Genomic DNA, 24,210 nt, shown 5'->3' on the forward strand with positions numbered 1-24,210 from the left:
TCATATAATGTGGTAATTTTCCCCTAGGGAGCTGTGAAATGGTTGATAAAAAAGGGGGTAAGTTCAAGTATGTGGAGAAGCGATTAAATCTACCATTGATTATTATACCGATACTTTTAGTAGCAATTTTTCTCTTTACGAATCAAAAGACACCTGCAACAAATGGGCAAAATGAAAGTTCACTAGAGCAGACGTTACAAGAAATGGCTGGAGTAGGACAAGTAAAGGTGTATGTGCATTATGAGGGACAAAGCGATGCCATACTAAGCGATTATTTTCGTGCAAAGGAAGGTCGAGTGACAGGCGTATTAATTGTAAGTGAGGGTGCGGTAAAGCCAGCAGTACAGCGCGAGCTATTGCAAGTTGTAAGTAGAGTAATGGAAATACCTGTGCACCGCATAATGATTGTACCGATGCGAAACAAAGGAGATGGACAATGAAGGTAAAGCGTAGAACAGTTTGGTTTTTAACACTTTTTAGTTTAGCGGCAGTTATTGCTGTTTATTATGTATTTGAAAATGATAGAAATCTAAATTTGATGGCGATTTTCTCAGATAGCACAATGCAGGAAACGACATTAACTGGTTTACAAGAAGAAACGAGAGCGGTACAATCTGAAAGCTATTTATTTGAGCAAATGCGGATGGAAGTAGACCATGAGCGCAGTCAATTACGAGAGCAATACACGCAGAAAATTGCCTCAGATCAATATACGGCAGAGGAAAAAAATGAAGCATATAATGAAATGAATGCATTAATCAAGCAGGAATCGGCTGAGGCAATGCTTGAAATGCTAATAAAATCATTAGGCTACTCTGATGCTTTCGTTCGTGTAGAGGATGAGAAAGTAGCAGTAACCGTCATGTCAGATGAAATTTCCAAAGAGGAAGCGAATGAGATTATTTATATCGTCATGTCTGAGCAAGGTGAAGGCGTACAAGTAACAGTAAACGTGCAATCAAATTATTATTGAAATAATAATGTTTATGTGAGGTTTTTTTTAGGCGCTTTTCATAGAAGCGGCTTAATAAAAGCTTCACTTTTATTTTTTAGTTTGCATTATTTAGTCATTAGTCATTTGATGTCTTACAACTACTATAGTAGAAAAATAATTGTCAGAAAAAACAGTAATTTTGTCTTAGATGTGCTGTGTTACGCTAGTTTCTTGGAAATTTACAAATAACTATTTCAAAATGTCCTAATAAATTATAAAATAGTTATCGTAGTTATAATATTAAGCAATAAGGGAGAGTTTATAATGTTCAAAATTCAAGAGATTCGCGAAATTATTAAACTAGTAGATGCTTCATCAATTGACGAGTTCGTATATGAAGAAAACGGAGCAAAAGTAAAACTAAAGAAAAAAGGCAATGTAACAGAAGTTATCGCACCGAAAGAAGTAGTTGCAGCTGTAGCACCAGCAGCACCAGTTGTAGAGGCGGCACCAGCACCTGTAGCAACTCCAGCAGCATCAGCGCCTGTTGAAAAAGCACCTGTAAAGGAAGATACTGAGCTACACAAAATTACTTCACCGATGGTTGGTACGTTCTATCAAGCGCCAAATCCAGAAGCAGCGCCATATGTAAAAGTAGGGGATAAAGTAGGCGAAGAGTCAATCGTATGTATCGTTGAAGCGATGAAATTATTCAACGAAATCGAAGCTGAAGTGAAGGGCGAAATTGTTGAAATTCTTGTAAAAGATGGCCAGTTAGTTGAATATGGTCAACCATTGTTCTTAGTAAAAGCTGAATAAGAGGGGTGCTTTTCATGAAAAAAGTATTAATTGCCAATCGTGGCGAAATTGCAGTGCGTATTATTCGTGCATGTAAAGAGTTAGGTATTGAAACAGTTGCGGTTTATTCTGAGGCTGACGCAGAGGCGTTACATGTGAAGCTAGCGGACGAAGCATATTGCATTGGTCCACGTTTATCTAAAGATTCTTATTTGAGCTTCCCGGCAATACTTGGCGTAGCGCAAAAAACAGGTGCAGATGGCATCCATCCAGGCTACGGCTTCGTAGCGGAAAATGCCGATTTCGCAGAAGCATGTGAAAATGCAGGCATTAAATTTATTGGTCCATCTTCTGATTCAATTAAAATTATGGGTATTAAAGATGTGGCACGTGCAACGATGGAGAAGGCTGATGTACCACTTGTACCGGGAACAGGTATCGTACCAGATATCGAAACAGGTAAGGAATGGGCTGCTAAAATCGGCTATCCTGTTATTATTAAAGCAACAGCAGGTGGTGGCGGTAAAGGTATTCGCGTCGCTCGCACAGAGGAAGAGCTTGTAAAAGGAATTGATATTACACAAAAAGAGGCTGCTGCAGCATTCGGCAACCCAGGTGTTTATTTAGAGAAATTTATTGAATATTTCCGCCACTGTGAAATTCAAGTGTTAGCGGACGGACATGGCAACGTGGTGCACTTAGGCGAGCGTGATTGCACTGTGCAACGCCGCATGCAAAAACTAGTAGAAGAAGCGCCATCACCAGCATTATCTGAGGAACGCCGCGCAGAAATGGGTGAAGCAGCGGTCAAAGCAGCAAAAGCATGTAACTATGAGGGCGCAGGCACAATCGAATTTATTTACGATTACCAAGCAGATAAATTCTATTTCATGGAAATGAACACGCGTATTCAAGTAGAGCACCCAGTAACAGAAATGATTACAGGTGTTGACCTTGTTCAACAACAACTAAAAATTGCCGCTGGTGAGAAATTGCCGTTCAAACAAGAGGATATCAAAATTAATGGTTGGTCAATTGAATGCCGTATCAATGCTGAAAACGCATACAAAAACTTTATGCCATCTGCCGGTAAAGTAACAGACTATTTAGCACCAGGCGGCTACGGTGTACGCGTAGACTCAGCTGTTTACCCAGGCTACACAATTCCACCATACTACGATTCAATGGTAGCAAAACTAATCGTTCACGCGGATACTCGTGAGGAAGCAATCGCTAAAATGAATCGCGCATTAAGCGAGTTCATGGTAGAAGGTGTTCATACAACAATCCCATTCCACCAAGCTTTGATGAACAACGATGTTTTCAAATCAGCGAAATTCAACACGAAGTTCTTGGAAGAGAATGATGTGTTGGGTGTGGCTGAGAAGGCGAAGTAAGTTTTTAGGGAATAAAACTTGGAATAAAACAAATCGGAATATCCGAAATTTTTTACCTCTAACTAAATTTATTTAGGTTGGAGGTTTTTTATTATATTAGGTAGTTTAATAAAAAATGTAATCGTATTGTATATGACAATGAAGAGTGTTTTCTATGAAAAAGTTAAAGGAGAAAAAGGTGAACTATTTATATAACAAAGAACAAAAATTACAAGAAAAATTTAATGATTTTATAAGTACAAAAATCACAAATGGGAGTAGAGATTACTACTCAGAACTAAGTATAGAAGATTTTTTTGAGCTAAAAACTACCTTGCAAGATATTAATAATATCATCACATACAAAACAACGGTTAATTTTATGAATTGGTTGAATGATACTTTTCTAATTTTAGCGCCATATTATGAGAGTTCATTAGAACAAGTATTAGCTACTAAGCCTAGCGATAATGGGTTTGATATAGTAGTAAATGGAGAAATGAAAATTTTGGCAGAAGTGAAATGTAATAAACCAATTAACAACGGGTTTAAATTTGGTTCAGCACAACGCAATGGTATTATCAAGGATATTAAGTGTTTATTAGAAGGAAAACCGAAGATGAAATCAATTGACGTTAAAAAGTATTATAAGTTCTTGGTAATATATGATTTTGGAGAATATACTTTGAAAGCAACAGAGCATCTACTGAAGAATTTACAAAATGAATACAAGAGAAAAGTTAAAATTTTTGAATATGAGAATGCAATGGAATTGGATATGGTATATATAGTGTTTATAAAATAAACCTTACTATTACATTAAAGGTATATTTATGTTTCCGTTTTCTATAAATCCCTTATTATTTGACCGAGCAGCCCCTTTGAAGAAACATCACTGCCAGCATCCCCAAAAACGGCAACTGCACGGCCTTTGGGATGCCCTACAAAATTGCTATGCAATTGCTAAGCATTTTCCATAAGGAATGTAGTATAATATAAAAAGTGGAAGATGGCTATAGTTAAGTAGCAATGCGAGAGAAAGAGAGGATGGCTGAACATGGCTGAAAAACAACCAACATCATTTGTACAACCAACGCCGACAGGAAAAGAAGAGCTAGGGCAAATTGAGGTAGCACCTGAGGTAATTGAGGTAATTGCGGGTATTGCTGCAACAGAGGTAGAAGGTGTAGCTGCGACGCGCGGAAATTTTGCATCGGGTGTGGTAGAAAAATTCGGTAAAAAAGTGCATTCAAAAGGTATCAAATCTGCGATGTCGGAGGATGGGCGTATTGTTATTGATGTATTTTGCTCAGTGAAATATGGCTTTACAGTACCTAAAGTAGCTAAAGATATTCAAGCATCAATTCGCCAAGCGATTTTTAATATGACAGCAATTGAGACGAGCGAAGTGAATGTGCATATTACAGCAATCCAATTTGATAATGCTAGTGCAAATAAGGCTTAATCAAAAAACTATCTGAAAGTAGTGTAATGGCACGCTGTCAGATAGTTTTTTTTGTTAATAAGACGGTGTAATAAAAATTGCGGTAGCGTCCAAGAAAACCTGCATAACAAGCATTTTGAACGCTACCGATATTATAAATAGCGATGATTTTAATAAAACATCACCGAAACGTCTGAATAGCAGTCTTTAAAACTGCCTTTTGTACGTCTTAATAAGCTGTCCAGCCGCCGTCTGCTGCGATGACTTGACCATTGATAAAGCTTGCATCGTCAGAGCCTAAAAATACGGCTAATGCAGCGATTTCTGAAGGTTGGCCAATGCGAGGGTTAATAGCCATACCAAGCTGTTGACGCTGCATACCTGTTTGGCTAACACTCGTCATGGAAGAAGCGATATTTGTTGCTACACCTCCTGGTGCGATGCCGTTGCAGCGAATGTTTTTGTCGGCATACATAAAGGCTGTATTTTTTGTAAGCCCGACTACTGCGTGCTTAGAAGCAGTGTATGCTGCCCCTGCACGTGCCCCGTATAAGCCCCCCGCTGAAATATTATTCACAAATACCCCGTGACCTTGCTTGAGGAAAATGTCAGTTGCAAGTCGCATCGCCTGCATAACCGCTGTCGTGTTGACAGCGAATACTTTTGCCCAACGTTCATTTACGACCTCACCAACAGGCTCCATTCCATCCATAATGCCGGCATTGTTGACTAAAATATCAAGCTGACCGTATGTTTCTATTGTTTTATCGAATAAGCGTTGTAAATCTTCTTCAGAAGTGACATCTGTATTAATCGCAAAAGCTTCGCCGCCCACCGCTTTAATTTGTGCTACGACTTCTTCAGCACCTGCCAAATTCAAGTCAGAAACGACTACCTTTGCGCCTTCCTTCGCATAGCTCTCAGCAATTGCTAAACCCATGCCTGATGCTGCCCCTGTAACGATTGCTACTTTTCCTTGTAATTTCATGTCTAATTCCTCCTAATGTTAGATGAGTGGATAAACAAAAAATATTGAACATCTGTTCATTAAAAATTATAATCTATAGGTGATAACGCTTTCAATACGCAATAAAACGTAGGATGTTCATTAAGCGACGTTTTATGAAAAAATGTTGAATAGGAGTGTTGGAAATGTCAGTGGATTTGCGAATTATTAAAACGAAAGAGCGGCTGCATGAATCATTAATCGCATTATTAAAAGAAATGCCACTTGAGAAAATAAAAATATCGGTGCTTTGCCAAAGAGCACAAATTAATCGTGGGACATTTTATTTGCACTATGAAAGTGTAGATGCTCTTTTTGCTGATTTTTTTGAGCAAATCATTGCCGATTTGCGCGAAGCTTATTTAGAGCCGTTGCGTACAAAATCACAGTTGAAAATAAAAGAGCTTGACCCGAAAACGGTTCGCATTTTTCATCATATTAAAAAATATGAAAGCTTTTATCGAATCGTATTTTCTAAAAATGTGCCACTAGCTTATTATTATATGCTGCTAGAGCAAATTACATTAAATTTGCAGCAAAGCACGAACGTTTCTAGCTATGATGAGGCGCTGCGTGAATATTTCGTTACATATCAAGCAAATGCCATTATAGGCTTAGCATTAAAGTGGGCACAGCGTGATTTTCAGGAAACGGCTGAGGAATTAAGCGAGATTCTCGTAAAAATTTTACGCAGTAAAAGTGAGTAAAATTTTTATGTCATCCGTCTAATTAAATAAGGGGGGGATGCGCATGCTTCGTATTGAGGAGCACTACGATACATATAGCGAGGAAATATTTCAATTTATTTATTTTTTAGTTGGCCATAAGGAAACCGCTGAAGATTTGACACAGGATACATTTGTTAAAGCATTGAAAAGTAGCATCACCTTTCGCGGGGATGCCAATATTAAAACATGGCTTGTTACCATTGCGCGTAATACCGTTTACGATTACTATAGGCGCAAACGTTTGATTCAGTTTATTCCGTTTATTGTAAACTATGAAGGAACCGAGGAAACATATACACCGGAGGCTTGGTTGCTGAAGCAAGCGGCTGATGCCGAGCTATATGCTGCACTAGGGCAATTAAAATTAGCGTATAGGGAATGCATTGTTCTACGGAAAATTGAAGGTTACTCCATCAAAGAAACAGCAAAAATTTTAAGATGCAGTGAAACACAAGTGCGCAATCGGACAGAGCGCGGCATGAAGGCATTACAAAAGCTGCTTGGGGGTGAAATAGATGAAATTAGATGAACGTTTGCAGCAAATAACGAGAGTGGAATGGGATGAAAAGCAGCGCCAACAGCAAAAGGAATCTATTAAAGCACAGCATTTGCGAACAACTCGCAAGCAATTATTCGCGCGTCAATTGGCGATTGCCTCCATTGCCTGTATTTTATTGCTGTTCTATTTCATTGATGTAAAACATGAGGAGCAAGTGCAACAGCAAATACAGTTAACAGATGAATTACAGCAATTAACAGTGCTATCTACAACGAAGCCCGAGCGTAATTTGAATTTGAATTCAGTTATGTATATGAATAAAAGGTCGACGAATGACCCTCAGCTGTTGAAAGATTTTCAACGCATTATAACAGATGTGACGGTTATTGAGCAGGCTTGGGATGGGCAACTGCCCCAGCAAATACAATTGTATCAGCTACTTTTGACCTTTCAAAACGGTCAGCAGCTTTATTTAAAGTTTGCTAGCAACTATGGGGAGCGTTTTGAATTATACGACGTTTATGGTGGCAAGAAATATGTATTAACGAATGAAGAGGATGTGTCCGCTCTTTATATATTATTTGAGAGAATTTTGAATCAAACGGTATCGACTAGTTGGAAAAAATACGCGTGGATTGCCTTTTTCAGCATATTAATTATTGATGCCGCCTTCATTAGTAAAAATCGCTATACTCGAGATGAGGATGGTAAAAAGAAAAGCTTACATTGGTCATGGAAAATCATGTATTCCGTTATTTTTGTGACCCCTTTAATTGTTTCTAGCTACTATTTAGGGACGGTGCATATTGGTTTGATTGCTGGTGGCTTAGTACTATCATTATTATTAGCTGAGTATTTTGAGGTGAAAAAAGGAATTAAGCGTGCGAACTGGCTTTGGGCGTTCATGACAATGTTTTTTGTCATATCGGCGATTGTACTTATCTTAATTTGATGCTTTCATTCCGAATCTCGAACTAATATAATAGAGAGGAAAGGGAGGCTTACAAATGACAGTTGAACAACAATTTGTAGATTATGTGAAGAAAATGCAAAACTATGGTGAGGCGTTGTCTGTAATTTATTGGGATATGCGCACAGGTGCACCGAAAAAGGGGTTAGCGCAGCGAGCAGAGGTTGTCGGGACATTATCTGCGGAGCTATTTGCATTGCAAACAGCAGAAGAGCTAGGCAATATGCTTGCAGAGCTCGAAGCAAAGCAAAATGAGCTTGATTTTGTGACAAAGCGTTTGTTTGAAGAAGTGAAAAAAGATTACGATGAATCTAAGAAAATTCCTGCTGCTGAGTATAAGGAATATGTGATTTTGCAGGCGAAGGCAGAAAATGCATGGGAAGAGGCAAAAGCAAAATCTGATTTCTCTTTATTCTTACCACATTTAAAAGACATTGTAGCTTATCAAAAGAAATTTATTGGCTATTGGGGCATTAAAAATGGCTCAGCTTACAACACATTGCTAGATAAATATGAGCCAGACATGACGACAGATATTTTAGACAAAGTGTTTGGTGAGCTACGCGAAACGATTGTGCCTTTAGTTCAGGCGATTCAAGCATCTCCAAATAAACCAGATACAGCGATGCTCTTTAAGCACTTCCCGAAAGAGGGGCAACGTGCAGCATCATTAGAATTATTGGAAAAGCTAGGCTATGATTTTGATGCAGGGCGCTTAGATGAAACGGTGCATCCATTTATGATTGGTCTGAATAGTGGTGATATTCGTGTGACAACAAAGTATGATGAAAATGATTTCCGCTCTGCTGTTTTTGGAACAATTCATGAATGTGGTCATGCTTTATACGAGCAAAATATTGATCCAAAACTAATGGGCTTACCACTCGCTAGCGGTACGTCAATGGGGATACATGAATCACAATCGCTATTTTATGAAAATTTCGTAGGACGCAATGTAGACTTCTGGAAGCGTCATTTTGAAGTGCTACAAAAGCATTCACCAGCTCAATTTGGCGATGTAGCAGTAGAAGATTTCTTAGCGGCAATTAATTTTGTAGAGCCTTCATTAATTCGTATTGAAGCAGACGAGCTAACATATCCATTGCATATTATGATTCGCTATGAAATCGAGCGAGAGCTATTTAACGGCGATTTGCAAGTGGAAGATTTACCACAAGTATGGAACGATAAGTACGAGGAATATTTAGGTGTTCGCCCAGCAAATGATGCAGAAGGTGTGTTACAGGATACACATTGGAGCGGCGGCAGCTTTGGTTACTTCCCATCCTATGCATTAGGCTATATGTACGCTGCTCAATGGAAGCATGCGATGGATAAGGATATACCAAACTTTAATGAGCTATGCGGGAAAGGCGAGCTATTACCAATCCGTGAATGGTTAACAGACAAGGTGCATCAATATGGTGCGCTGAAAAAGCCTTTTGAGCTATTATATGAAGCGACAGGTGAAGGCTTAAATGCACAATATTTAGCAGATTATTTAAAAGAAAAATATACAAAGCTTTACCAGCTATAATAATAAAAGAGGCGTTCGGAAAATCATTTTCTGATGCCTCTTTTCTATCCCATTAGCCCATTAAAAACCTTATTGCTTAAAGCTTCAGTTTATTTCAACATGTTTTTTTAGTTGGATATACTGTATGATAAAAATGTTGACTGTCAAATTAAACTAGCATATCATTAACGTGACTTATAATCTACATCGAAAGTAAGGGGTCTATAAAAAATGGTAGTACAAGAGAAAGAATTGGAATCAAGGATTATGGATTCTTTAAAGTTTAAAAAAGTGTTTAATGAATATTATGCGTTTTTTAAACATACGAAATCAGTAAATATAGTTTCATTATTACCTACAAATATAGTTTTGGACGATTCACAAACAACTTCAGATAAAAATATTTTAGAGTTTTTCATACGAATTTCATTAGAAATTAATTCTACCTATACTATTGATGAATTAAAGCAAAAAGGGCAATTTTTCACAAGCAATATAGATGTTGTAAAGCTAATAATCAATAATATAATTGATTTTAAATCTGATTCGATTATTGATAAGAAAATTCTTGAACCTTCGTGTGGTACAGGAATTTTTATACTGATGATTATTCAAAGCCTATTTGATAACGGCTACTCGAAAAACGAAATTATAAAATTTGTGAATAACAATATTATTGGTTTCGATATTTCAAATGAAATGGTTTTTTTCACAAAGCTTAATATTTATTGTTTGATGTCATATTTATTTGAAGATTCGAAGCTAATAAATGAATTAAATCCAAAAGTTTTTGTAACTGATACAACTTTTAAGCCTGAAAATAAAATTGAACAGATGGAGATGTTTAATAGTAATTTATATTTTGTAGAAACAGAAGAGGCTAAAAATATTAAAATTAACTGTCTTGCTGATGATGCTTATAAATTTGATTATGTTTTAGGAAATCCACCGTATATTACATTATATGGTAGGAGAAGTGTGAAAAAATCAGAAGAAAAAAGAAATTATTATATTGATAATTATAAATTTGTCCCATCTCATGTGAAGAATGGTAAGTTTAATATGACGATGTTTTTCTTTGAACAATCAATAGACTGGTTAAAGGAAAATGGCTCTATATCATTTATTGTTGATGTCAGTTTATTTGAAACAGCGTATAAATATTTGAGAAAATACATTATAGAAAAGACTAAAATAAAATATTTAATAATTGATTTATCGACATTTGATGGCGTAGGAAGCGGACAAGTGATAATATCTTTACAAAAAAATAGCAATTTAGCTGAAAACCTAGAAAATAAAGTTACTGTTTTAAATTATGAAACAGGCGAAAAACAAATAATACTTCAGAAAAATTGGTATGAAGAGGAAGAGAATAAATTTTCAATTATTGATCATCGGGCTAGTGAAATTTTAAAGAAGATTGAGGAGAAGTCCGTGCCACTCCTCTCTATTTTCCCCGGTAAATCATTGAGAACGTGTACAATGTTATTGGATATGGAGGATAGATTTACCTATAAGGAAAAAATTGAAACACCTCATGAAATTATGCCTTATTATGTAGGTTCAAAGAGCTTAAAAGGGCCCTTTAGCGAACTTAGCTTTGATAAATATTTCGTGTATAACAAACCGTTACAAGACAGAATCAATGATGAATTAAAAGAACAGCTTGAGAAACAAGGAATTAAAAATAAGAAAAGAATTGGGTTGGGCCAGTTAGAAGTATATAAATCACCTAAAATTTTTATTAGGCAATCTGCAAAGCAATTAATTGCAACATTATCCTTTGAAACAGCAGCTGCAAATAATAGTCTATACTGCTTATCTGAGATGAAGGATGATGAAATCTCAGTAAATAAATTAAAAGTTACTTGCGCTCAACTCAATTCCACTATACTTACTTTTTACTCTTTATGTAAAAGAATTATTCGAATTTCAAAAGGGAAACAACCGCAAATTAAGGTTGGTGATTTGAAACAAATTCGACTAACCTTTGACGAAAACATTGTGAATCAACTTTTAGAAATTACCGATGAAATCATTTCAAATACGATTGAAACATCACTTGGTATAGAGCAAATTAACAATGTACTTTTTGATTACTACGGAATAAATGAGGCTGAGAAAAAGTTTATCTTTGAGCATATTGAAATGTACTAAACTACTGTTTTTCCGAGTCCCTATTCGAATTGATAAGTTGGATATAAATATCATCTAGCTTATCAATTTTTTGATTTAAGGCAATGATATTTCTATTATAACTTTCCCTATGCTTTTGAATTAATAATTCAATAAATTGTTCTCTCGTTCTATATTCCGGTTCAGCAGACATATTCACTTGCAGCTGTGGTTTAGGGTTTAATCGAAAAGTATGGTTGACATCTTTCAATGGATAAACCTTTGTATATTTCCCGGAGTGTTCGACGAACTTTAATCCTTCACCATCTTCCTCATAGTAGGCTAGTACAAATATTAAATAGAAATGCCCTTCCTTAATAAATTTAATTACTTTATTCGGCGTTCCAATATCAGGATTACTATCTAATGAAGATGTTTTAAAAGCTTTAAAGTCTATCCAAATTAGCTCTTTTCTTCCCATATAATCAAAATAACATTTGGCGTCATATGGATTTTTAGTTGCTCCTCTAGGTGCTTGTTCGGCATCAGTTAAATACGGATGATTATTGTTATTAATAGAAATCACAAAGTGTTCCTCTAAATAATCGCTTATTTCAGCACCAGCCCTTGCTTTTGCACGGATATTTAAGTGTAGGTTAGATTGTATAATTTTTTCAACTTCTTGCTCTATGCTTTTACATAATTGTTTTTCATATGCTTTAAAATCCACTATTTTATTCCCCCTTAAAAAAATTAGTATTGAAGAATTCATAAATATTCATATCAAAACCATTGGCGATTTTTTCTAAAGTTTCTATTGTCACATTTCTTCTTCCATTCTCCACACTATTTATATATGTTCTATCTAGACCCGTTTTATATGCTAAGCCTTCTTGACTAATTTCATTTTGCTTTCTTAATTCCTTGATTCTCAGCCCAATTTTATCTTTAATATTCATTTAACCCATCCTTTATGCAAATCTTACCAAGCAAATTTTAGTTAAATGTCGACTTTGAGTCAACAGACTTTGAGTCACACTTCTGAAATTTGTGAAATAAAAAGACTGAGATTTTCTGTACTTCTAACAGATTAAACATTTAGACATGACATACCGATATGGTAAGGTCATCATGTGAAATCATCGGCTTATGTAACAAATAAACCTCTAAGTCGTCTACTTCTATAAAAGGAGGGAGCAGCGGTGAAATTGCTTTCAATTATAGGGTTAACAATGCTACTCACAGCTTGTGGAGCCACACAGTCACAACAGGAGGAGCCACCCATGTTAATCTTCAATCAAGCAACAGCGCAAGTAGAGGAGGAGCCGTTTATATTAAAGCTCATCTCAGATAAGGAGCAATATAAAGTAGGAGAAAAGTTGGTCATTCGGGCGGAGCTTATTTATGAAGGGGAGGAGTCAGCTATCAATATAGCACATGGTGGCTCGTGGTTATTTTTAGAGACGACAAATTTAACGGAAGATTATCATTTTGGTGCTGCCATGAATGAACCGCTTATTTATACAAAATTAACGAAGGGACAACCTTTAGTAGAGGATTACGGCTTTTCTGGAGGTGCCTATATAGAAGGGCAGGGCGGTAAGCCGTATAGTGAGGAGCTATTTCAACAAATGGCAAAGATGAACTTTCCACCAGGACAGTATGAAATTAAAGCAATTACCCATTTTGGGATAGATGAAATAATAGGGGATATATATAAACTAGAAGCAAAAATAATTTTTGAAGTGATTGAGTGAAGAAAGCTGCTCCATTTTGCGAATGCAAATTTAATTTTCATTTGTTTATTTTAGTTCAAAAGACAATCCGCTTATTTATCCCATTTTCAAAGAAGCCCCTCTCTGTCTTTAAGGGCAAACACTTTGGAGTTGCATCATCAAAAGCGTCCGCTAAGCAGTGCTTGACGGACGCTTTTTCTACATTACCAAAGATTGTTGAAGCCTTTTGAGCCAGGTGGCGCGTTTTGAATAATATCAATGATTGGAACTGTATAAGCGAAAAGAATTATCGCTAATAAAATAACGCCCCATACTTTAAAGTTTTCAAGTATAGCAGGTGTTTTTTCTGCGCTAGGTGCTAATTCTGCAAGAGGGAAATCTTGCTCGCCCTTTGGTGCAAAAAAGGCTAACTGAATAACTAGATACGTAATCAGGATGATGGCGATGAAGAGAATCGTGCCACCAACAGCCTGGGCAATTTGGTATGGAATCCATTCCATTGCTTGTGTTGCACCACCATACTCAGAGTATTCTGAGCGGCGAGGTGCACCACCAAGTAAGCCAACAATATGCATTGCGCTCGACATGATGAACATACCTGTAGCCCATAAAATACCGACAATTACACCTAAGAAGTTTAGCTTTTTTGTTAGTACACGTCCTGTTAAGTGTGGAATTAGCCAGAAGGCAACCCCGAAAAATGTTAAGGCAACAGTTGTTGCTGCTGTTAAATGGAAGTGACCAGTAATCCAAATTGTATTATGAACAAGCTGGTTCATTTGGTGTGATGCATTGACAATACCGCCTGCACCACCAGGAATGAAAGCAACCATTCCGATGAAAGGTAGTAAAAATCGACTATCCTTCCATGGCAAAGCTTTAAACCAGCCTAAAAGCCCTTTACTACCTAGCTCACGCCCGCGCAACTCGAACGTCGCAAACATGGCGAATGCTGTTAATAATGATGGCACGGTTACGAAGAATGTTAAAACAACTTGAATGAACTTCCATAGTCCATCGATACCCGGCTCTGTTAATTGGTGGTGAATACCAATTGGCACAGAGAAGATGAGAAATAGTAAAAATGCTAAGCGAGCTAATGCGTCAGAGAAAATTTTTGCACCGATAATTTTCGGTACAATTGTGTACCATGCCATATAAGCAGGTAGTAACCAGAAATACGTAAGCGCATGCCCGAAATACCAGAAAAATGTACGGCTTAAAAGCACATCTACGCGCTCAACCAAACCTAATGACCATGGTAAAAGCATGAATAATACTTCAATAGCAACGCCTAATGTTGCGACAATCCAAAGAAAGTTATTTACCGTCACCATAAATGCTAAGAGGGGAGAAGTTTCACCCTTATTCTCTTTGCGCCAAGCGAAAAAGCGCATAATTTGAGGTGCGATTAATGTCCAAGAACCTACTACTACGAATGTTAAGCCTAAATAGAAAATCCAGTGCGCTTTTAATGGTGCATAGAAAGTAAATAATACAGTGGCTTTGTTTAAAAGTACCATGACAGAAGCTGCTACAGTACCAGCAGTCATAAGCCAGAAGCCTAACCAACCAATTTTGCGTTGTCCGTCCGTAAGAGGTCCTACTGTGCGGCTAATTGCAGCGACTTGGAAGCCTAAAATAAAGAATGTTGTTAAAATAAGACCGAGTAATACACCGTGAACTGTTAAAACCTGATAATAACCAATGCCCCAAGGTAACTTAAATTGACCTGAACGAACTAATACTTGTAATAAACCAGCTAAACCGCCGACAAGCAATGCGATAAATGCAACATAAAAGTTTGCCATGGCTAACTTTGCATCGCGCGGGTCAACCTTCATAATTTTATTCACCATCGTTTGTTGCATTTGGGTCCACCACCTTTAATGTAGAATACATGAATGCATGCCCTGTACCGCAGTATTCATTACATACGATTAAGTATTCACCTGTTTTATTAACGACTGTTGTATATTCAGATATATAACCAGGTTCAAGCATCATATTAATATTTGTTCCTGCTGCTTGGAATCCATGAATAACATCCTTTGTCGTTGCGATAAATTTCACTTTTGCATTTACCGGTAATTCAATGACGCCGGGATTATAATTGAATGCTGAAGCAATTAGTACGACTTCATAATCCCAATCCTTGCCCTCAACTTTATGGACACCGGGATTGTCAAATGGCTTGAAATCTTCGACTCTCTCATAATCGATAGTTTTTTTAGAGTCATTTGGATGTGAGCCACTGTGGAAAGCACCGATACCTAAAATAATTAAGAAAGCTACTAGCGTACCAGCACCAAACACCATCCACCATTTTTCATACTTATGTAGATGCATTGTTTTCAACTCCTTTAACGTTTAATGTCTTTAAAAACGATCCATAAATAGGCTGAAGCAATAGGCCCATATTAAAATAATGATTCCGCCAAGGGTTAAGGTCATAACAAGCGTTCCTTTTAAGTTTTCTTCCGCCTTCTTCTTTTTCGCCATCATTGTCCCTCCTATTATTAGATGTATATTTCGTACTTGTTTTAATCATATAGAAAACACATACATGACGATGTGATAAAAATCACAGTTGCTACGAAATTTTGTGAAAAAAATGTGAAGTATGGAAAGAGTAATATTTTCATAAAATGAAGGACGAGTTTTCCTCATAAAAACAGCTAGTAGGCATATGCCTACTAGCTGTTTTCGCAGTAATTATTCCTCATCATCAATTGTTAGTAAAATTGTAATGTCACCAATACCGCCGAGCGTTGCAGGGAGACGGAAAGCATGTTGGAAACCGTAAAGTTTTGTATGACCAACCATTACTGTAGGAGGTGTGATATCTAGCTCTAAATTTTCAGTGCCTACATGTGTACAAAGATTGCCAGCAATCATATTGCCAAGCTCGCCTGTAAATGATTCTAGCATTGCCCCCTCTAGTGGCATACCAAACATAGCAGCTCCGATTGACCCAAATGCCTCTGGTGTACTATCAATAATAATACGACCCTTTAAATCGCCAATTAAACCAATGAGTACGCCCATTTCTTGCTGTATGTATGGCTCGGTAGTAAGAGAAGGGGATTTAACATCTATGTCCATTGGTAAAATAGTTTTTAATGAGTGTATTGTCCCATTTAAAATCGTTTGTACATGCTTCGAAGTGCTCATAATATACCACATCCTTTTAGCTAATTTATTCAATAGTATCATGAAAGCATCTAAAAATATAGAATACAATGTGGATTGACGACAAAGAAAAAATATTAGTATAATAGATATGAAAATGATTCTCAGTATCAAATTAAGTGAGGTGTCCCGTATGATTTTTGCGATGACTGGCATCGTAGTTGTTGTATATGCAGCAATAGGCTCATACGTGTTAAAAAATACAATTAAATCGAGTTGACGAAAGGGGGCTGTCCGAAAAGTTTATATCTTTTCGGGCAGCCTTCTGCTTCTCCATTAAATATTTGCTAAATTCTTTGAAAAAGCATTAACGAGAGCGTCTAAATAGCAGACAGTGTACTGTTTTTTAGACATCACCCTCGTTTTTTTCAATTATATAGCGAAATTTTCGAACAAAGCGTGGTACTATATAAAGTGAAACTTCAATCGGTGCTCACACTGTTTGCAAGTAGCGTTTATGGGCGTTCATCGCGCTCAAAATGCAGAAACAATAAGAATAAAGGGGTATTACAGTATAATGGAAGTTTTTGAACAACAATTGCAGGAGCTGCTACAGCAATCAGCAATCCAATACATAATTTATAAAAATAATGAAGATATAGAGCGTATGGAGAAGCTGAATTTATTTGCACGTAAAATTTTACAAAAAGAATATGTTATCGGTTTTGCTGGACATTTCTCGGCTGGGAAGTCGAGCATGATTAATGCTTTATCAGGTGAAGATATTTTAGCAGCAAGCCCGATTCCGACAAGTGCTAATATTGTAAAAGTACATAAAGCAGAAGAGGATTATGCAATTGTTTATATGCATCACGATAAGCCAGTCAAATTTGAGGCAGGCTATGATTTTAAAACAGTAAAAGAGCTTAGCAAAAACGGAGAGCTCGTATCACAAATTGAAATTGGCCATAGCGGCTCTAATTTACCATTAGGTGTAACGGTAATGGATACGCCGGGGGTAGACTCAACAGATGATGCTCATGCGATGAGTACAGAATCAGCGCTGCATATTGCAGATATTGTTTTTTATACGATGGACTATAACCATGTCCAATCCGAGTTGAATTTCCAATTTACGAAGCAATTGATGAAATATAATCCGAATGTCTATTTAATTGTTAACCAAATCGATAAGCACCGAGATGCCGAATTATCTTTCGAGGATTTCCGTAAATCAGTTCATCAATCATTCGCAGCATGGGGCGTAGAGCCGAAAGATATTTTCTTTACTTCATTAAAGGATAAGGAGCATCCGCATAATGATTTTACAAAAGTAAAAAAAATCGTTATGGACTCGATGAAGGATTGGCAGGAGCAGCTTGTTCTAACAGCGAAAAACACGCTGCAAAAGCTACATCATGAGCACGAGGCTTTTTTAGCGCAACAAAAGGAAGAAAGCCTTGAGGAATTTGCGGAGGTGCTGCAGGCAGAAGATTGGGACACTCGCGCAGATATTTTAGAGCAATACGAATATTTAGCTCGTCAAACGACGTTATTCTCATATGAAGAATGGCAGCAAACATTTGATGAAAAGCGTAAAGATTTATTAGCAAATGTAGCTATTATTCCAGCAGATTTCCGTGAGAAGCTACGCAGCTACTTAGAGAGTAAGCAGGAAAACTTTAAAGTAGGTGGGTTATTTAGTGCGAAGCGCAAAACAGCGGAGGAACGAGAGCGTCGTATTGAGGAGGCGAATGCTGCCTACCAAGCGATAGTACAGTCGCAAATTATTGGGCATATAAAAGCATTAATGAAAGAAGCGCTAAGAAATGTTGGTGCTTTAAATGAGGAGCGTGCTACGGCCATTGACCAGCACAGCTTTGCTTTGCCATTTTCCATTATTGAGGAGCAAGTACAGTCTGGTGCACTTGTGACAGGCGATGCTTTATTGAACTTTGCCAACCGTGTGGCAGAAGCTACAAAACGATTTTTCATCCGCACAACGGATGCATGGCTTGAGGAGCAGAAGCCATTATTATCACAAGTAGCAACAGAGGCGAGTGCACCAGTGAAATTAAAAACAGCAGCACTTCAGCCGAAAGTAGATGCGATTCGTCAAATTCAGCAATTTGATGAACAGAAAGCATATAGCGATAAAGAAATGAAGCAGGCGAAAAATGAAACACGCGCATTGGCTAAATCACAAACAGCAAAATGGCAAAGCGATTTTGAACGAGCGTTAGCAGAAATTCGCCCATTTAGTGAAGAGATGTTAGCTAAAGATGAGGAACAGCAAATTGTCGAACATTTTGAGCAGCAACAAGTAGCGAACGCAAGCTACCAAACAGAAGAGGTCATTAGGCAAGCATTAAAAACTGCAAATGCGATTGGTAATGTGCAAGGTTTTGCGGAAGTCGCAAGCTTCTTACAGAAAAAAGTCGAGCGTTTACAAAAGAAGGATTTTACCATTGCATTATTCGGGGCGTTTAGCGCTGGGAAATCGAGCTTTTCAAATGCGCTGATGGGCTCAAAAGTATTGCCTGTGTCACCAAACCCAACGACAGCCGCTATTAATAAAATTCGTCCAGTAACTGCGGAGCATCCACATGAAACAGCAGATGTAAGGCTAAAAACAGCCGAGCAACTGCTAGAAGATATTCAAGGTTCGTATGCCGCGATTGGTTTAACGGTTTCCTCTTTAAAGGAAGCTTATACACGTGCGGAAGAAGGCTTGGCAGTGAAGCTAGTAGATGAACGTTTGAATATTCATAAGTCATTTATTCGTGCATATGCAGAAGGCTATAACGAATTTAAAGAGCAACTTGGTCAAGTGCTACGTGTCAATCGTGAGCAGTTTGAGCAATTTGTTGCACAGGAAAATAAATCGTGCTTCGTTGATAATATTGATTTTTATTATGATTCACCAATTACTAAAATGGGTGTCACACTCGTTGATACACCTGGGGCAGATTCAATTAATGCGCGCCATACAGGTGTAGCATTCGAATATATCCGCAATGCCGATGCGATTTTATTTATTACCTATTATAATCATGCTTTTGCCAAAGCAGACCGTGAGTTTTTAATTCAGCTTGGACGTGTCAAAGATGCATTTGAGCTTGATAAAATGTTCTTCGTCGTTAATGCTATCGATTTAGCAAACACGAAAGAGGAAGAGGAAGATGTAAAAAATTATGTGCGTAGCGAATTGCAACGCTTTGGTATTCGTTTCCCTCGCCTTTATGGTGTATCGAGTTTGCAGGCATTGCGTGAAAAGCAGCAGGCACAAGACTTAGCTTCAGGTATGCCGGCGTTTGAGGAGGCATTCCAGCACTTCTTAAATGACGAATTACAAGCACTTACGGTTCAAGCGTTGCAAGAGGAAGTCGAGAAGGCGCATGCGCGTTTACATGATTTAATCGTGCAAACGGAGGCGAATCTTTTACGTAAAGATGACCGTTTAGAGGAGCTCACACAGCTGGAGCAGCATATTGAAAAAGCATATACAAGCGTGCAAACCGCGATGTTGGAATCAGACGCAAATCAAGAGCTAGATGAGCTATTATATTATGTAATGCAGCGCGTATACTATCGTTATCCGGATTTCTTCCGCGAAAGCTATAATCCATCGCAATTTGCCGCGATGCCTGCTGCCGCTGCTTTAGAAACATCATTAAAGGAAGTGCTGCAAGCATTAAGCTTCGACTTTACACAGGAGCTACGTGTGACGAACTTCCGCTTAACGCAATTTGTTGAAAAACGCATTGCTGAGCGCTTTAAAGAGGAAGCGCGTAGCTTGAAAGAAATAAACAATAGCTTTGCCTTTCTTGCGTATGAGCCAACAAAGCCGACAATTTTAGAATTTGCCGGCCCATTTACAGAGCATAGTAAATATGCTTCTGTTAAATCGCATTTTAAAAACGTGAAAGCATTTTTCGAAAAAAATGAAAAAGAGCATTTAAAAGATGCATTAGAGCAATTAACGAAGCCTGATGCACAGTTGTATTTAGATGCCGAAAAAGCAAGATTACGTGAATGGGTAGCAGGCTATGTAGCAGATGAAGCAAATGCATTATCTCAATATATACGTGCACAGGCACTAGAGCAAATTGCTACGGAGCGCCGCCTGCTACAGGAGGAAAGTGCATTAGGCGAGTGGAAAGAGATTTACGCTCAGCTTAAATAAAGTGAAACTTCAATCAGTGGGGGGGTTTCCTCATCCCCACTGATTGTTAGTTGAACCAATCGGGCTTTTACGGGCAGTTGAACTTCCACTTAACCTTTAGTGTATTTTCAATTATTGGCATATCCCAGATTAGTGATAGCGGAACACAAGGGTTTTCACAGAATGTGAAAACCCTTGTGTGACCAATGTCGTGTTGGTCGAAAATAGATTTTACAGTCTAATAATACGGAGAAAAGGGAGAGATATTTATGGCTAAAGTATTTGTCACAGTGGATGAAATAAAGGAAGAATCGCGTTTTATTGATACGCGTTTTTCTTTGACAAATGCAGATGAAGGGCTGCAATTGTATAAAGAAGGTCATATGAACGGAGCAGTGTACTGGGATCTAAATCGTGATTTATCTGATATGACGAGTAAAGAAGGACGTCATCCAATGCCTAAAAAAGAGCAATTGCAATCATTATTTGAGCGCACTGGCTTGCGTTATGAAGATATCATCTATATTTATGACCAAGGCGGAATGCCGTTTGCGGCACGTGCTTGGTATATGTTGAAGTTTGCAGGTTTCCCAAATGTATATATTGTCAATGGCGGCTTTTCTGCATTAGCAGAGAAGTTTGAAGTAACGACAGCACAAAAAGAATATGCACAAACAACCCTAACTTTGCAATGGCAAGAGCAAATGTATGCAGCGCGTGAGGATGTGAAAAATATAGCTGACGGCAAAGAACAAGCAACATTACTTGACGCACGTGCAGCGAATCGTTACCGCGGAGAGCATGAGCCGCTTGATCCAGTTGCTGGTCATATTCCAACGGCGAAAAACTTTGATTGGGAGCAGGTGAAGAAAGGCGCTTCGCTTGCCCCGACAGAAGAGCTACTTGCAAAAGTAAAAAAGGATGAGGAAGTTGTTGTATATTGCGGCTCTGGTGTCACAGCGTCACCATTATTTGCAGTACTAACAGAGGCGGGCTATGAGCAATTGCGTCTATATGTGGGTAGTTATAGTGATTGGATTACAGCCTATGAAGTAGAAACAGGGGAAAATAAGTAAGAAATGAATATAGAAGTCTTGGTTGTCTAGTGGGGAAGCCCTTTTGGACAACCGCTTCTTTTACGCTTTAAATGAATACTCATTCATAATGGGGGAGAAAAAGATGCTTTTAAAAAAACAGTTTGAGCAAGGGGAATTTAATGGCGTTACTTACGGAAATGGGACAGTAGCTCTTCAAGGCGTTCAGTTAAATGTTTATAGCTATATTGTTGATGGTATATGCATTGATACAGGGGCCTATTCTCTACGTAAGCTATTTCAGCAATTTTTAAAGGAGCAGCAGTTCGAGCAAGTTGTCTTAACGCACCATCATGAGGATCATTCAGGTAATGCTGCCTTTCTACAACTGCAAGGCTATCCTGTTTATATTGAACGAACATTGCTAAAGGAATGCGCAGAAAAAGCAGCGTATCCATTTTATCGTAAAGTATTTTGGGGGGCGCGCAAAGCGTTTCAAGCACAGCCAATTGCAAGCACATTTAGCTCGAAAACGGCTGAATGGGATGTCATTCAAACACCGGGGCATGCGATTGACCACGTTGCATTCCTAAATAAAGAAACAGGTCAGCTATTTACGGGTGATTTATATGTGACAACAAAAACGAGACTTATTTTAAGTGATGAAAGTATACCAACAATCATTCAGTCATTGCAAAAGGTATTAGCATATGATTTTCAGGATGTTTTTTGTAGTCATGGTGGCTTATTGAAAAATGGACGTAAAGCACTTCAAGCGAAAGAGGAATATTTATTAACACTGCAAGAGAAAATACTCTCCCTACATAAGCAAGGTCTCACCGCTAGGGAAATCAATAAACAGCTATTCACGAAAAACTATCCTATTACCCGTTTTTCACGTGGTGAGTGGGATTCGTTGCATATTGTAACATCCATTTTAAAAGAAAAAAAATTAAATTAAGTTTTTTGTAACCTTTTTGCGTATGCTACGACTAATACTGTGAAACGTGCTTAAAGGAGAGAAATAGATGATGAAAAAAGCAATGACAATGGCACTAACAGCTACTTTAGCAACATCTGCAGTTACAGCACCCCTTGCTTTCGCGCAAGACAAAGCAGAGCCAATTTCGAATGAAGTGAAGGAAGAAGTAGCAACAAACTTCATCCAACTAAAAGGTAAATTAGGTAAAATTGAAAAACGTGATAACGGTGCTCTATTCACGACAATTGAACAAGGTGAAAACATTTTCTCATTAGTTATCCAAGAAGACACATTAGTTTTAGATAACACTGGTAAAAAAGCGGATTTAAAAGAGGGTATGTCATTTACAGCATTCGTTAATAAAAATAAGCCAATGCTTATGATTTATCCACCACAGTATAATCCAGAGGTCGTAGTCATAGAAACAAGTGATATGGGTACTGTGGAAGTAGGAATATTTGATGAAAACTTTGTCAATAAAGAAAATACATTAAAGTTAAATTTATCAGAGGAATCACAAATTACAAACTTAGCTGGTGAAAAATTAACGCAAGAGGATATCGTTGGCAAAGAAGCAATTGTTTTTTATGGTCCAGCAACATTTAGTATTCCAGCGCAAACAAGTCCGTATCATGTAGTCGTTTTAGAGACAGTAGAGGCTGAGGTTGTTCAGCCGGAGGAAGAAGTAGCAGACTTTATTGAATTTACAGGTGTCATTGGCGATATTAATACGCGTGAGAATGGTTCACAATTATTAACAAATGAAGACAAAGAAAATCCATTCAATTTAGCAATCGACGAAGACACAATTGTCTTAGATAATACAGGCAAAACAGTAGAATTGAAAAAAGGCATGAAATTTACAGCCTATGTAGATAGCAGTAAGCCGGTTATTTTAATTTATCCACCACAATATGCGCCAGAAGTAATTATTGTTGAAACAGAAGAGGTTGGCTTCGTAAATGTAAGTACATTCGATGAAAACTTCATCAATAAAGAAAATACATTGAAGCTAAACATTGCGGAGGATACTGTTATCACAAACAGAGCGGGTGAAAAATTGACGCAAGCTGATGTGATTAATAAAGAGGCTGTCGTATTTTATACAATTTCAACTCGTAGCATTCCAGCTCAAACGACACCATCAAAAATAGTTGTACTTGATAGCGAGGAACAATCTACAACACCGCCGCCAATTGTTGAAGTGGAAGACATCATATCAGAAATTATTGCACATGACCACTATGAAATTGCTGGTATAAAAATGGTGCCATTACGCATTTTAGCTGAAGAACTAGGTTATACAGTGAAGTCAACTGGTAATGGGGCAATTTTAACAAAAGGTAATGCTTCATATGAAATTACGCGTGGGCAAAAGGAATATGCTCATAATCGTGCGATTAAACAACTGGAAGCAGCTCCTGCATTACTTGAGAAAAATAAAACATATGTGCCACAAGCATTTATTTATAGCTTACGTGGTGAGTAAAAAACCTTTCATCTAGGGCTACCAACCACAATGAAAGGGCGAGGGCTGTCTGAAAAGGCAGCCCTTTTTTAATGCAATAAAATCTGATTTAACTTATTCACTTTAATTTAGAAAAAAAGCCATTAAACCTATATCATGTTTCCAAAGAACATCTTTTTTTATTTGGATAATTATACCTTTGGTGAGATACTATCGAAACGTTCAAAAAGTCGCCAAAGCACTGATTTTTTGGACGCCTCCGAATATCTTTTTTAGTATAATAGCATTAGAAGAAAGGATGATT

23 protein-coding genes are annotated in these 24,210 nt (G+C 37.6%); 16 read left to right on the plus strand and 7 right to left on the minus strand.

Going from position 1 to position 24,210, the window contains the following annotated elements:
• Positions 1-38: 38 nt before the first annotated feature.
• The 6 genes from C9J36_RS06475 to C9J36_RS06500 all read left to right on the plus strand — a co-directional run bounded on the left by C9J36_RS06475 (position 39) and on the right by C9J36_RS06500 (position 4,573).
• The gene (locus C9J36_RS06475; RefSeq protein ID WP_066163661.1) at positions 39-440 is read left to right on the plus strand and encodes a hypothetical protein; all 402 of its coding nucleotides are present in this window, start codon (positions 39-41) and stop codon (positions 438-440) included.
• A complete protein-coding gene (locus tag C9J36_RS06480; protein ID WP_066163660.1) occupies positions 437-973 on the plus strand; it encodes a SpoIIIAH-like family protein in 537 nt (178 codons plus the stop codon). The genes C9J36_RS06475 and C9J36_RS06480 overlap by 4 nt, the downstream gene beginning before the upstream one ends.
• Positions 974-1,258: 285 nt before the next feature.
• A complete protein-coding gene (accB, locus tag C9J36_RS06485; protein WP_066163658.1) occupies positions 1,259-1,753 on the plus strand; it encodes an acetyl-CoA carboxylase biotin carboxyl carrier protein in 495 nt (164 codons plus the stop codon).
• A gap of 14 nt (positions 1,754-1,767) precedes the next feature.
• Complete coding sequence (gene accC, locus C9J36_RS06490; protein WP_066163656.1) at positions 1,768-3,129, plus strand: acetyl-CoA carboxylase biotin carboxylase subunit; 1,362 nt, start codon at positions 1,768-1,770, stop codon at positions 3,127-3,129.
• 154 nt (positions 3,130-3,283) lie between these two features.
• Positions 3,284-3,913, plus strand: coding sequence for a hypothetical protein (locus C9J36_RS06495; RefSeq protein WP_107942566.1), 630 nt, complete (start codon positions 3,284-3,286; stop codon positions 3,911-3,913).
• 252 nt (positions 3,914-4,165) lie between these two features.
• Positions 4,166-4,573, plus strand: a complete 408-nt coding sequence (locus C9J36_RS06500; RefSeq protein WP_066163653.1) for an Asp23/Gls24 family envelope stress response protein — start codon at positions 4,166-4,168, stop codon at positions 4,571-4,573.
• 208 nt (positions 4,574-4,781) lie between these two features.
• Here the strand turns inward: C9J36_RS06500 and C9J36_RS06505 are convergent, their stop codons facing one another.
• Entirely contained in the window at positions 4,782-5,540 is a 759-nt protein-coding gene (locus tag C9J36_RS06505; RefSeq protein WP_066163650.1) for an SDR family oxidoreductase, read from the minus strand.
• 164 nt (positions 5,541-5,704) lie between these two features.
• On the opposite strand from C9J36_RS06505, the gene C9J36_RS06510 reads away from it, so the two are divergent.
• The 5 genes from C9J36_RS06510 (at position 5,705) to C9J36_RS06530 (ending at position 11,431) form a co-directional block, all read left to right on the plus strand.
• Positions 5,705-6,265, plus strand: a complete 561-nt coding sequence (locus tag C9J36_RS06510; RefSeq protein WP_066163648.1) for a TetR/AcrR family transcriptional regulator — start codon at positions 5,705-5,707, stop codon at positions 6,263-6,265.
• Between the two features lie 43 nt (positions 6,266-6,308).
• The gene (locus C9J36_RS06515; RefSeq protein WP_161956381.1) at positions 6,309-6,815 is read left to right on the plus strand and encodes an RNA polymerase sigma factor; all 507 of its coding nucleotides are present in this window, start codon (positions 6,309-6,311) and stop codon (positions 6,813-6,815) included.
• Positions 6,802-7,737: a hypothetical protein gene (locus C9J36_RS06520; protein ID WP_066163644.1), complete on the plus strand. Its 936-nt coding sequence runs from the start codon at positions 6,802-6,804 to the stop codon at positions 7,735-7,737. The genes C9J36_RS06515 and C9J36_RS06520 overlap by 14 nt, the downstream gene beginning before the upstream one ends.
• Before the next feature lie 55 nt (positions 7,738-7,792).
• A complete protein-coding gene (locus tag C9J36_RS06525; protein ID WP_107942568.1) occupies positions 7,793-9,292 on the plus strand; it encodes a carboxypeptidase M32 in 1,500 nt (499 codons plus the stop codon).
• 210 nt (positions 9,293-9,502) lie between these two features.
• Positions 9,503-11,431, plus strand: coding sequence for an Eco57I restriction-modification methylase domain-containing protein (locus C9J36_RS06530; protein WP_066163642.1), 1,929 nt, complete (start codon positions 9,503-9,505; stop codon positions 11,429-11,431).
• Position 11,432: 1 nt separating this feature from the next.
• On the opposite strand, the gene C9J36_RS06535 is transcribed toward C9J36_RS06530, so the two are convergent.
• Positions 11,433-12,119 (minus strand): hypothetical protein, encoded by a 687-nt coding sequence (locus C9J36_RS06535; RefSeq protein WP_107942569.1) that lies wholly within the window; start codon positions 12,117-12,119, stop codon positions 11,433-11,435.
• 4 nt (positions 12,120-12,123) lie between these two features.
• The gene (locus C9J36_RS06540) at positions 12,124-12,348 is read right to left on the minus strand and encodes a helix-turn-helix domain-containing protein (protein WP_066163636.1); all 225 of its coding nucleotides are present in this window, start codon (positions 12,346-12,348) and stop codon (positions 12,124-12,126) included.
• Positions 12,349-12,591: 243 nt separating this feature from the next.
• Between C9J36_RS06540 and C9J36_RS06545 the strand changes: the two genes are divergently transcribed.
• A complete protein-coding gene (locus tag C9J36_RS06545; protein ID WP_107942570.1) occupies positions 12,592-13,146 on the plus strand; it encodes a hypothetical protein in 555 nt (184 codons plus the stop codon).
• Positions 13,147-13,328: 182 nt separating this feature from the next.
• On the opposite strand, the gene C9J36_RS06550 is transcribed toward C9J36_RS06545, so the two are convergent.
• The 4 genes from C9J36_RS06550 to C9J36_RS06560 form a co-directional block, all read right to left on the minus strand.
• Entirely contained in the window at positions 13,329-14,996 is a 1,668-nt protein-coding gene (locus C9J36_RS06550; protein ID WP_107942571.1) for a cbb3-type cytochrome c oxidase subunit I, read from the minus strand.
• Positions 14,974-15,474 (minus strand): cytochrome c oxidase subunit II, encoded by a 501-nt coding sequence (locus C9J36_RS06555; RefSeq protein WP_066163632.1) that lies wholly within the window; start codon positions 15,472-15,474, stop codon positions 14,974-14,976. Before C9J36_RS06555 ends, C9J36_RS06550 begins: the two co-directional genes overlap by 23 nt.
• A gap of 30 nt (positions 15,475-15,504) precedes the next feature.
• On the minus strand, positions 15,505-15,627 hold the full coding sequence (locus tag C9J36_RS17590; RefSeq protein WP_268807853.1) for a hypothetical protein: 123 nt from the start codon (positions 15,625-15,627) through the stop codon (positions 15,505-15,507).
• A 213-nt stretch (positions 15,628-15,840) separates the two neighbouring features.
• Positions 15,841-16,299, minus strand: coding sequence for a chemotaxis protein CheX (locus C9J36_RS06560; protein ID WP_066163629.1), 459 nt, complete (start codon positions 16,297-16,299; stop codon positions 15,841-15,843).
• A 535-nt stretch (positions 16,300-16,834) separates the two neighbouring features.
• Between C9J36_RS06560 and C9J36_RS06565 the strand changes: the two genes are divergently transcribed.
• From C9J36_RS06565 to C9J36_RS06580, 4 genes are all read left to right on the plus strand, one after another.
• Entirely contained in the window at positions 16,835-20,443 is a 3,609-nt protein-coding gene (locus C9J36_RS06565; protein WP_107942572.1) for a dynamin family protein, read from the plus strand.
• Between the two features lie 248 nt (positions 20,444-20,691).
• Positions 20,692-21,498, plus strand: coding sequence for a sulfurtransferase (locus C9J36_RS06570; RefSeq protein ID WP_107942573.1), 807 nt, complete (start codon positions 20,692-20,694; stop codon positions 21,496-21,498).
• 103 nt (positions 21,499-21,601) lie between these two features.
• A complete protein-coding gene (locus C9J36_RS06575) occupies positions 21,602-22,417 on the plus strand; it encodes an MBL fold metallo-hydrolase (protein WP_107942574.1) in 816 nt (271 codons plus the stop codon).
• Positions 22,418-22,484: 67 nt separating this feature from the next.
• Positions 22,485-23,927, plus strand: a complete 1,443-nt coding sequence (locus C9J36_RS06580; protein WP_107942575.1) for a stalk domain-containing protein — start codon at positions 22,485-22,487, stop codon at positions 23,925-23,927.
• Positions 23,928-24,210 lie beyond the last annotated feature (283 nt).

Origin of the sequence: Metasolibacillus fluoroglycofenilyticus (genome assembly GCF_003049645.1) — a bacterium.
GTDB classification, from domain to species: Bacteria; Bacillota; Bacilli; order Bacillales_A; family Planococcaceae; genus Metasolibacillus; species Metasolibacillus fluoroglycofenilyticus.

Excerpts from the sequence above, each read along its gene's own strand:
- C9J36_RS06475 (WP_066163661.1), top strand. The coding sequence starts at position 39 with ATGGTTGATAAAAAAGGGGGTAAGTTCAAGTATGTGGAGAAGCGATTA.
- C9J36_RS06480 (WP_066163660.1), top strand. The coding sequence starts at position 437 with ATGAAGGTAAAGCGTAGAACAGTTTGGTTTTTAACACTTTTTAGTTTA.
- accB (WP_066163658.1), top strand. The coding sequence starts at position 1,259 with ATGTTCAAAATTCAAGAGATTCGCGAAATTATTAAACTAGTAGATGCT.
- accC (WP_066163656.1), top strand. The coding sequence starts at position 1,768 with ATGAAAAAAGTATTAATTGCCAATCGTGGCGAAATTGCAGTGCGTATT.
- C9J36_RS06495 (WP_107942566.1), top strand. The coding sequence starts at position 3,284 with ATGAAAAAGTTAAAGGAGAAAAAGGTGAACTATTTATATAACAAAGAA.
- C9J36_RS06500 (WP_066163653.1), top strand. The coding sequence starts at position 4,166 with ATGGCTGAAAAACAACCAACATCATTTGTACAACCAACGCCGACAGGA.
- C9J36_RS06505 (WP_066163650.1), bottom strand. The coding sequence starts at position 5,540 with ATGAAATTACAAGGAAAAGTAGCAATCGTTACAGGGGCAGCATCAGGC.
- C9J36_RS06510 (WP_066163648.1), top strand. The coding sequence starts at position 5,705 with ATGTCAGTGGATTTGCGAATTATTAAAACGAAAGAGCGGCTGCATGAA.
- C9J36_RS06515 (WP_161956381.1), top strand. The coding sequence starts at position 6,309 with ATGCTTCGTATTGAGGAGCACTACGATACATATAGCGAGGAAATATTT.
- C9J36_RS06520 (WP_066163644.1), top strand. The coding sequence starts at position 6,802 with ATGAAATTAGATGAACGTTTGCAGCAAATAACGAGAGTGGAATGGGAT.
- C9J36_RS06525 (WP_107942568.1), top strand. The coding sequence starts at position 7,793 with ATGACAGTTGAACAACAATTTGTAGATTATGTGAAGAAAATGCAAAAC.
- C9J36_RS06530 (WP_066163642.1), top strand. The coding sequence starts at position 9,503 with ATGGTAGTACAAGAGAAAGAATTGGAATCAAGGATTATGGATTCTTTA.
- C9J36_RS06540 (WP_066163636.1), bottom strand. The coding sequence starts at position 12,348 with ATGAATATTAAAGATAAAATTGGGCTGAGAATCAAGGAATTAAGAAAG.
- C9J36_RS06550 (WP_107942571.1), bottom strand. The coding sequence starts at position 14,996 with ATGCAACAAACGATGGTGAATAAAATTATGAAGGTTGACCCGCGCGAT.
- C9J36_RS06555 (WP_066163632.1), bottom strand. The coding sequence starts at position 15,474 with ATGCATCTACATAAGTATGAAAAATGGTGGATGGTGTTTGGTGCTGGT.
- C9J36_RS17590 (WP_268807853.1), bottom strand. The coding sequence starts at position 15,627 with ATGGCGAAAAAGAAGAAGGCGGAAGAAAACTTAAAAGGAACGCTTGTT.
- C9J36_RS06560 (WP_066163629.1), bottom strand. The coding sequence starts at position 16,299 with ATGAGCACTTCGAAGCATGTACAAACGATTTTAAATGGGACAATACAC.
- C9J36_RS06565 (WP_107942572.1), top strand. The coding sequence starts at position 16,835 with ATGGAAGTTTTTGAACAACAATTGCAGGAGCTGCTACAGCAATCAGCA.
- C9J36_RS06570 (WP_107942573.1), top strand. The coding sequence starts at position 20,692 with ATGGCTAAAGTATTTGTCACAGTGGATGAAATAAAGGAAGAATCGCGT.
- C9J36_RS06575 (WP_107942574.1), top strand. The coding sequence starts at position 21,602 with ATGCTTTTAAAAAAACAGTTTGAGCAAGGGGAATTTAATGGCGTTACT.
- C9J36_RS06580 (WP_107942575.1), top strand. The coding sequence starts at position 22,485 with ATGATGAAAAAAGCAATGACAATGGCACTAACAGCTACTTTAGCAACA.